This is a genomic window from Nitratifractor sp. (assembly GCF_015487065.1).
In the GTDB taxonomy this organism is placed as follows: domain Bacteria; phylum Campylobacterota; class Campylobacteria; order Campylobacterales; family Sulfurovaceae; genus Nitratifractor.
The window spans coordinates 1-7482 of record NZ_WFQN01000033.1 but is presented as its reverse complement, the minus strand read 5'-3'; the positions used below and the strand labels follow the sequence as shown (position 1 = coordinate 7482).

The 7482-nt window shown below is 52.2% G+C and carries 10 protein-coding genes, 5 tRNA genes and 1 pseudogene; 13 read left to right on the top strand and 3 right to left on the bottom strand.

The annotated features are described in order from the left end of the window. The 4 genes and pseudogenes from F8I07_RS01865 to F8I07_RS01850 all read left to right on the top strand — a co-directional run. Positions 1-501 (top strand): annotated as a pseudogene (locus tag F8I07_RS01865) (DNA gyrase subunit B); the annotation flags it as partial. Beyond that, positions 501-1952: an EAL domain-containing protein gene (locus F8I07_RS01860; protein ID WP_292654986.1), complete on the top strand. Its 1452-nt coding sequence runs from the start codon at positions 501-503 to the stop codon at positions 1950-1952. The pseudogene F8I07_RS01865 and the gene F8I07_RS01860, both read left to right, overlap by 1 nt. Beyond that, entirely contained in the window at positions 1949-2326 is a 378-nt protein-coding gene (queF, locus tag F8I07_RS01855; protein WP_292654984.1) for a preQ(1) synthase, read from the top strand. Before F8I07_RS01860 ends, queF begins: the two co-directional genes overlap by 4 nt. A gap of 105 nt (positions 2327-2431) precedes the next feature. Then, positions 2432-2773 carry a DUF2853 family protein gene (locus F8I07_RS01850; RefSeq protein WP_292654981.1) on the top strand — a complete coding sequence of 114 codons (342 nt, stop codon included), beginning with the start codon at positions 2432-2434 and terminating at the stop codon, positions 2771-2773. On the opposite strand, the gene F8I07_RS01845 is transcribed toward F8I07_RS01850, so the two are convergent. Continuing rightward, complete coding sequence (locus F8I07_RS01845; RefSeq protein ID WP_292654979.1) at positions 2764-2898, bottom strand: hypothetical protein; 135 nt, start codon at positions 2896-2898, stop codon at positions 2764-2766. The genes F8I07_RS01850 and F8I07_RS01845 overlap by 10 nt on opposite strands. A gap of 125 nt (positions 2899-3023) precedes the next feature. Between F8I07_RS01845 and F8I07_RS01840 the strand changes: the two genes are divergently transcribed. Beyond that, positions 3024-3680 (top strand): helix-turn-helix transcriptional regulator, encoded by a 657-nt coding sequence (locus F8I07_RS01840; protein WP_292654976.1) that lies wholly within the window; start codon positions 3024-3026, stop codon positions 3678-3680. A 47-nt stretch (positions 3681-3727) separates the two neighbouring features. Beyond that, on the top strand, positions 3728-4015 hold the full coding sequence (locus F8I07_RS01835; RefSeq protein ID WP_292654974.1) for a DUF309 domain-containing protein: 288 nt from the start codon (positions 3728-3730) through the stop codon (positions 4013-4015). Positions 4016-4033: 18 nt separating this feature from the next. Here the strand turns inward: F8I07_RS01835 and F8I07_RS01830 are convergent, their stop codons facing one another. Then, positions 4034-4351 carry a translation initiation factor gene (locus tag F8I07_RS01830; protein ID WP_292654971.1) on the bottom strand — a complete coding sequence of 106 codons (318 nt, stop codon included), beginning with the start codon at positions 4349-4351 and terminating at the stop codon, positions 4034-4036. Between the two features lie 142 nt (positions 4352-4493). Next, the gene (locus F8I07_RS01825) at positions 4494-5237 is read right to left on the bottom strand and encodes a YaaA family protein (RefSeq protein ID WP_292654968.1); all 744 of its coding nucleotides are present in this window, start codon (positions 5235-5237) and stop codon (positions 4494-4496) included. Between the two features lie 135 nt (positions 5238-5372). On the opposite strand from F8I07_RS01825, the gene F8I07_RS01820 reads away from it, so the two are divergent. From F8I07_RS01820 to F8I07_RS01790, 7 genes are all read left to right on the top strand, one after another. Further along, positions 5373-5449 (top strand) — tRNA-Thr (locus F8I07_RS01820). A gap of 40 nt (positions 5450-5489) precedes the next feature. Beyond that, positions 5490-5575: transfer RNA gene (locus tag F8I07_RS01815), tRNA-Tyr, on the top strand. Between the two features lie 5 nt (positions 5576-5580). Then, positions 5581-5657, top strand: a tRNA-Gly gene (locus F8I07_RS01810). Between the two features lie 97 nt (positions 5658-5754). Further along, positions 5755-5829, top strand: a tRNA-Thr gene (locus F8I07_RS01805). Between the two features lie 134 nt (positions 5830-5963). Further along, positions 5964-7172, top strand: a complete 1209-nt coding sequence (gene tuf / locus F8I07_RS01800; RefSeq protein WP_292654965.1) for an elongation factor Tu — start codon at positions 5964-5966, stop codon at positions 7170-7172. A 42-nt stretch (positions 7173-7214) separates the two neighbouring features. After that, positions 7215-7367 carry a 50S ribosomal protein L33 gene (gene rpmG / locus F8I07_RS01795; RefSeq protein ID WP_292654963.1) on the top strand — a complete coding sequence of 51 codons (153 nt, stop codon included), beginning with the start codon at positions 7215-7217 and terminating at the stop codon, positions 7365-7367. A 22-nt stretch (positions 7368-7389) separates the two neighbouring features. Then, positions 7390-7465, top strand: a tRNA-Trp gene (locus F8I07_RS01790). Positions 7466-7482: the final 17 nt, after the last annotated feature.

Below are 7482 nucleotides of genomic sequence, written 5' to 3'. Positions count from 1 at the left end.
GTCGGGCAGAGCAACAAAGATCTGGCCAAGGCCCTGGAAGAGTATATCGGTACGCTGGGGTACAACATCCTCAACCGCGCCGTCAGTGATGAGCGGATCCACTATTACGTTCAGACCAACGAGGGGCTCGAAGAGCTGATCATCGACGACAACCTCTTCACCAATCCCCACTACAACGAAGCCCTCTATATCGCCGGCAAGATCCAGGAGCGTCTGACCGACGAGTTCCGGGATCAGGATCTCCTGGAACTGCTGGACCGGATTCTAGCGGCGGCCCGCAAAGGGGCCTACATCCAGCGCTACAAGGGTCTGGGAGAGATGAACCCCGAACAGCTCTGGGAGACCACCATGGATCCCGAAAACCGCCGGCTGCTCCAGATCACCATCGAGGATGTGGAAGAGGCCGATCGTACCTTTACCCTCTTCATGGGGGATGAGGTGGAGCCGCGCCGGAACTACATCGAAACCCATGCCAAAGATGTCAAACACCTGGATGTCTGATGCTTCAATCCGTCCGTGAGGAACGCTCCCGACACTTCAAGCTGGCGTTGAGGATCGGGATACCGGTTGTCATTTTTATTTTCCTTCTTGTGTACGCACTCTTTTTCCGTGAAGAAAAACTCAGGCTTACCACTGAGACCGTCGTTGTTTTGGCCGGTATGGTGTTTGCCATTGTCTATTTTATCTTTTTCGCTTTGGAGCTGAGCCGACAAGAGACCCTCCTTGACCGGATAACCGGCAGCTATCATTACGATTCCTTCCATGATCGGGTTTTGCGTCACCGTCCCCGGACCTTGGCGGTCCTGAAGATCAGCAACCTCTCCGTGATCAACGAGACCTATGGTGTCAACAAAGCCGACCGCATCCTCAAAGAGCTTGTCCGGATTCTCAACGATGAAGTGTTGCAGCGTTTCGGTCATCGCGCCTGGATCGGACGAAAGAACGGGGCAGAGTTTCTCTTGGCAGTAGAAGAGGAGCCAGAAAAGGTTCAGGAGGAGCTCTCCCGATTTTTCCGGGCCCATCCTCATCTGGAGGGGGTGGAGATTCATGGTTCCTATGCTGTGATTCGCAACAATATCGAGGATCCCGACAAGGCGATCGAACAGCTACGGGATCTGCTGGCCCAGCGGGAAGGAGGCGCGGTAACGGTACCGGAGGAGAAAGTCTCCGATGCCCGTCAACTCTCGGAAGAGGAACAGGCGGTGATTGATGCGCTGGAGCGCCGGGATCTTTTTGTCCAGTTCCGCCCGCTTCTCAATCTTGAAACGCAGAGATGTGATATTTATGAGATTGCGGTGAAGATGAAAGCCTTGGACGGCTCGAGCATCGCACCGAAGGCCTTTTTGCCCATTATCAATCGACATAATCTCGGAGAGATCTATGATCTGCTGATCCTGGATCGGGTACTGGAAAATGCCAAATTGGTGGATGAAGAGATCTCCCTCTGCTTCAATCTCTCTCCCTTTTCTCTCCGGAAAGATCAGTTCCTTGAAGCGTTTTTTGATAAGTTGAAAGTTTCGGGAGTTACTCCTCATCGCCTGATTGTAGAACTCTATGAGCGCAGACGTCACCACCAACTGGAGGAGTATCTCAAGCGATTGAAGATGCTCAAGCACAGTGGCGTCCGTCTCTGCCTGGACAATTTCGGCTCCAGCAATGCTTCGATGGAGTATCTGAGATATTTCCCCTTCGATATGATCGAGTTTGACCGGGAATACACTTTTGATCTGGAAAGCGGCAAAAACGCTTCCATCTTTCGCTCTTTTATCGCCATGGCCAAGGAGATGAAGATTTTGACGGCCGCCAAGTGGGTGGACAATCGCCAAAAGGTTGCATTGCTTCGGGAATTTGGTGTGGATTATATCCAAGGCTATGCCGCCGGTAAAGTTCTGAAAGAGGAAGAGTTCATCGCTCTTCACAATCCCTACCAACCCGAAGGAGATTCAGTATGAAATACGGAGAAAAAGAGATCCGGGAGTTCGATATCGAAGCGGAAGAGAATTTCTGGCCCAATGAGCATGACAAAGAGTATACTGTCGACATCGAACTGCCGGAGTTCATGTGCCGCTGCCCCCGCTCCGGCTATCCCGATTTTGCCACGATACATCTAAGTTATGTACCGGAAAAAAAGGTGATTGAGCTCAAAGCGCTGAAGCTCTATATCAACAGTTTTATGGATCGCTATATCTCCCATGAAAACGCCGCCAATGAGATCTTCGATACCCTCTATCGCAAACTCCGCCCCCGGCGGATGAAACTGGTGGCCGATTTCAACCCCAGAGGCAATGTCCATACTGTCATCACTATTGATAGTGAGGTGATGTAGCGATAGATTTTTTGGGACGGATTCTTCTCGAAAAGAAAAATGTTATGCAAAAGATTGCATTCTATGGCATAATATAGCTCACTCAGCATAATAAGAGGAGGATTCATGAGCAAAAAAGATGAGAAGATCGCCCTTTACCAAAAAACGGCAGCCGATCTGAAACTGGGGCTGGATAGCGAACTGATCGCGAAGGTGACCAATGGACTCGGTCCCTCGATCTACAACAAAGATGCGGAGACGGTCTCCTGCTCCGACGCTTCCGAATTGGCAAGAGTCCGGGAAAACTTCCTGAAGAAAAAGCTGGGGCTCACCGAGAGTGACGAGAAACTCGATGCGGCAATCAAAGAGGTCTGCGAAAAGATGGGGAGCTCCAACCGCAACAAGTACCGGGCACTTTTCTATGCGCTCCTGGCCAAGAAGTATGGCAAAGAGTCCGTTTACGCCTGAGCACTTTTCGGGAGAAGGGGAGCAGCACTCTCCAGCGCCCTTAGATAAGCGGCCAGCTCGGCGGCAGTCTTCACCCCCCGGGCGATGGCGTCGGCGAGAAGGCTTCTGTCTTTACGTATAATCATTTTCAACTCCTTCTTTTTAAATCTTCCTAATTTTATCCTCCATAGAATCAATGAAGATAAAAATATTTCATATTGTCATAAAATAAGAATATTTATGATACAGTGTCAATAAAAAAGGAGAACAAATGGTGGACTTCAATGAAGTGATCGAAAAGCTCAAGGATATTATCTCCAGTAAAAAAATCGGAGGCAAAGTTTTCGACAAGGACGTGGCGGCGGAGCTGGGGATCGCCCAGGCAACTTTTGCGACGATGAAGAAACGCGGGTCGATTCCCTATCGCGAGATCATGGAGTTTTGTGCTCGCAGAAAGATCAGCATCAACTGGCTCTTTTTCGATCAGCCGGCGGAGATGCTGGTGGAGGAGACCGGTAAATTTTTCCGAGTTCGCTATTTCGCCGATATCCGTGCCAGTGCGGGAGGGGGAGCGGAGGTCTTCGACGAAGGGTATGAGTATCTCGAAGTGGACCGGACCATCATGGAAAATCTCGTGGGTCCCTTGCCCTCGGGAGAGATCGAGGCGATCCATGTGGAGGGAGAATCGATGGAGCCGACCCTGCCGGACGGCTCGATTGTCTTTATCGATCGACGGCAGACCGACCCGGCCAAAGACGGGATTTTTGTCGCGGCCACCGGGAACGGCCTCTTTGTCAAACGGATCCGCCGCCGGGCCGACGGCATGGTGGAGCTGATCTCCGACAATCCGCTCTATACTCCCGAAGTTCTCCCCCCCGAGCAGGTGGAGATCGTCGGCCGGGTTGTGGGCAATATTGAACGGCTTTAGAAAGGTCAGGATTGAGATCCGGGATACAAGAAGGATTGGACAGCGCTTTGAAAGCATTTTGTTGCTGTTTGGAAAAGGGGGAGTACTTTGAAGCTCATGAGGTGCTCGAGGAGGCGTGGCATCCTCTGCGCCGTCGTCAGGATCCTCTCGCCGGACCGGTCAAAGGGCTGATCAATGCCGCCATCGCTTTCGAACATCTCCGGCGCGATCGCCCCAAATCCCGCCGGGTCGCCGGGATCGCCATGGCCGGTTATGAACGCCGTATCCGGCAGGAGCCGTGCCTGCGGGAAGCCCGGGAACTTGTAGAGAGTTTACGTTTGAAGTGGCAGATCTGATCGGAGGAATCTTCTCTTTTATCGGAAACCGAATCCTCTCCTTTTCAAAGCATTGCGCAATGTGTCGCTGCATTCTCCCTGAAGTTCAAGCTCGTCGCCGCGAAGCGTTCCCCCAGTTCCGAGCGCTTTTTTCAAAGCAGCCAGAAGAGCTTTCCTCTCTTTCGGGCTCAAAGCAAAGGGTCCGCAGAGGGTGACAACTTTGCCGCGGCGTTTTTCCCGATAAATTCGGAGATTATGACTCTCCGGAGGGAGAACCGTGTCAGCGGCCTCAGCGGTTTTTCCTTTTTTGTTGTCGCTTTTCCATCCCGATTCAAACTTCGCTCCCATTTCAAACATCTTGTTTCCTTTATGACAGGGGTTTTATTGAGTATTTTTTCAGTGCCGCGGAGTGTCGAAAAGAATTCCCAGGATCACCATCAGGAAGAGCAGAAAAATCATGATCCGATAGAGCTGCTCTTCATCAGGAAGTCTCACGGCACTACTCGTCGATACGGTAGATCACTTCCCGGCGGAGTTTCCCCTCCCGGATCTCCTCCAGAGCCAGACCGGGGATCGGCAGGGCGAGGAAGGCTTCGAGACTCTCTATCCCGTTCAGGGCCAAGTGGCGCAGAACCAATCCCCGGTAGGCCTTGGCCCAGTGGCTGACTACTTTGCCGTTTTTGAGAAACTTAAGCGTGGTATAGGGGAGGGAGGGTTTGTAGAATTTATCATAGAAACCGGCTCTGAGATCCAGGATCTCTTTTCCTTCCAGGTAGTGATCGAGCAGTACCGAAGCCGCCTTGCGGTATTCGACCTCGGGGCGAATTTCACCGAGTGCCGCTCCCTGAGTGAGGCGATAGTCGGGCAGCGGATCGCCGGCAAGTACCGGGCCGAAGAGATTGGAGAAGATCACGGTATGTTCCCGGACATAGCGTCGGGCCGATTCAGGGAGCGACGGATAGTCCAGATGATCGAAGGCAACACCGCTATAGCGTTCCACAGCGGGAAGAACCGGCGAATGTAACGGATCCAGGGAAGCGTAACGGGTGATCTCGTCGACTTTTTTGAGGCCGAAGAGTTTCTGCAGGGTCTCGGGATTATCGGATCGGATCAATGAACGGTACGCTTCCATCAGACGAAGACGAAGCGGACAGAGGGAGTCAAAAAGGAGTCGGCAGGGATCGAAGCTCCCCTCTCCGCCGGAACGCTTGCCCTCACTGGGAGCCAGAAGTATGTTTAACATGGTCAACCTCTCATGAAATCAGAGTGTGATTATATCTCAAGGGGGAGGGTTGGAAAAAAAGAAAATTTTGTTGATTTTAATAAATGTTTAAGGAAGTCTCCATTATACTTCGGGTCCATTTTGCGATGGAACGGCGCTGGTGTAGCTCAGTTGGCTAGAGCAGCTGATTTGTAATCAGCAGGTCGCGGGTTCGAGTCCCATCACCAGCTCCATTGCAAAGCGAATGTGTCAGTGTTTGACCGGTATATTTTTGGTGAGATACTCAAGTGGCCAACGAGGGCAGACTGTAAATCTGCTGGCTTTCGCCTTCGGAGGTTCGAATCCTCCTCTCACCACCATCGACGCGGGAGTAGCTCAGTTGGCTAGAGCGTCAGCCTTCCAAGCTGAGGGTCGCGGGTTCGAGTCCCGTCTCCCGCTCCAAGATACTGGGAGCTGAATAACTGTTCTACATCGGGTTCGATTGTATCTTCACAGTTAAAGCTTGCACACTGTCATAATTCAAACATACTTTATCAACGCCCAGATAGCTCAGGGGCAGAGCACTTCCTTGGTAAGGAAGAGGTCGGCGGTTCAAATCCGCTTCTGGGCTCCAGATCATCACCACATCGGCTGAATATGGACAGGAGTACAACCTTAGGGTTGGAGTCTTGTCCATAGCGTTGGGCATGGGGTCTAAGCAGATTCTGATATAATATCAGCCGCAAATCACAAAGCTAGGAGAATACTATGGCTAAAGAAAAATTCGAGCGTACCAAACCGCACGTCAACATTGGTACCATCGGTCACGTTGACCACGGTAAAACTACCCTCACTGCCGCCATTACCGCTGTACTGGCCACCAAAAACGATACCGCTCTGATGGATTACGATCAGATCGACAACGCTCCCGAAGAGCGCGAGCGCGGAATCACCATCGCGACTTCTCACGTCGAGTACGAGACCGACAAGCGCCACTATGCGCACGTCGACTGCCCCGGCCACGCCGACTATGTCAAAAACATGATTACCGGTGCGGCCCAGATGGACGGTGCGATCCTCGTTATCGCCGCGACTGACGGTCCGATGGCTCAGACCCGTGAGCACATCCTTCTCTCCCGCCAGGTCGGTGTCCCCTACATCGTCGTCTTCCTCAACAAAGAGGATCAACTGGACGAAGAGGACAAAGAAGAGATGCTCGAACTGGTCGAGATGGAAGTTCGCGAACTCCTCAACGAGTACGAGTTCCCCGGTGATGACACTCCCATCGTAGCCGGTTCCGCTTTCCAGGCTCTCGAAGAGGCCAAAAAAGGTCAGATCGGTGAGTGGTCTGAAAAGATCCTCAAGCTGATGGAAGAGGTCGATACCTACATTCCCGATCCCGAGCGTGAGACTGACAAACCTTTCCTGATGCCGATCGAAGATATCTTCTCAATCCAGGGACGGGGAACTGTTGTTACCGGTAAGATCGAGCGTGGTAAAGTCTGCGTGGGTGACGAGATTGAAATCGTCGGTCTGAAGGATACTCAGAAGACTACCGTCACCGGTGTTGAGATGTTCCGGAAAGAGATGGACTGCGGTGAAGCCGGTGACAACTGCGGTGTCCTGCTTCGCGGTATTGCCAAAGAGGATGTGCAGCGCGGTATGGTTCTCTGCCAGCCCGGTTCTATCACTCCTCACACCAAGTTCGAGGCTGAGGTCTATGTTCTGACCAAAGAGGAAGGGGGTCGCCATACGCCTTTCTTCAACAACTATCGCCCTCAGTTCTACGTCCGGACTACCGACGTAACCGGTTCCGTTATCCTCCCCGAGGGTACCGAGATGGTTATGCCCGGCGACAACGTCAAACTGAATGTTGAGCTGATCGCCCCGATCGCTCTCGAGGAAGGGACCCGCTTCGCCATCCGTGAGGGTGGACGGACCGTCGGTGCCGGTGTTGTTACCAAAGTTATCGAGTAATCACACCCAATAGCCGGTTCGCCGGTATAAACTGGAGCAACGATGAGAGAAACAATTCATCTCGGCTGTGAGAAGTGCACCCGTCGCAACTATCACACCACAAAAAACAAAAAAAACACCACGGAGAAACTTGCCCTTCGCAAGTACTGCAAGTGGTGCAAGACCCACACGGTCCACAAGGAGATGAAGCTCTAAGAGCTTCACTTCTTTTTTCGCTAGGCCAATAGCTCAGTTGGTAGAGCACTGGTCTCCAAAACCAGGTGTCGGGGGTTCGAGTCCCTCTTGGCCTGCCATCAAGAAGGTAGATATG